This window comes from Saccharothrix sp. ST-888 (assembly GCF_000955975.1).
Taxonomy (GTDB): domain Bacteria; phylum Actinomycetota; class Actinomycetes; order Streptomycetales; family Streptomycetaceae; genus Kitasatospora.
In genome coordinates, this window is sequence record NZ_JYJF01000406.1 from 1 (window position 1) to 405 (window position 405).

At 75.8% G+C, this 405-nt stretch carries 1 pseudogene; it reads left to right on the forward strand.

The window, feature by feature from the left end:
• Window positions 1-134 precede the first annotated feature (134 nt).
• Window positions 135-405: pseudogene (locus tag UK12_RS44840) on the forward strand (hypothetical protein); the annotation flags it as partial.

The window sequence follows — 405 nt, forward strand, 5'->3', positions numbered from 1 at the left end:
TGGCCGTCGGGCTCGGCCTCGGCGGCGCGCTCGACGGCGGCGGCGACCTCGGCGACGGTGGCCCGCGCGGTGTCGCCGCTCATGGTCAGGATGGTGGCGGGGGTCTGGCTCAGAGCCTCGCCACACTGCTAGCCTTGAGCGGCGGAACCGCGGGGGCCACGGTGCCCGAGGTCGCGGCGGCCGTCGAGCGCGCCCCGGAGGCCGAGCCCGAGGGCCAGTTCGCCGGATACCCGTACGCTGCACGGGAGTTCCCGGGCGACACCGGGCTGCGGGCCGGGCTGCTGGTGAACGAGGTACGGCTTCAGGCCGGCGAGGCGCTGTACCTCGGCGCGGGCGTCCCGCACGCCTATCTGCGCGGGCTCGGCATCGAGATCCTGGCCAACTCCGACAACGTGCTGCGCGGCG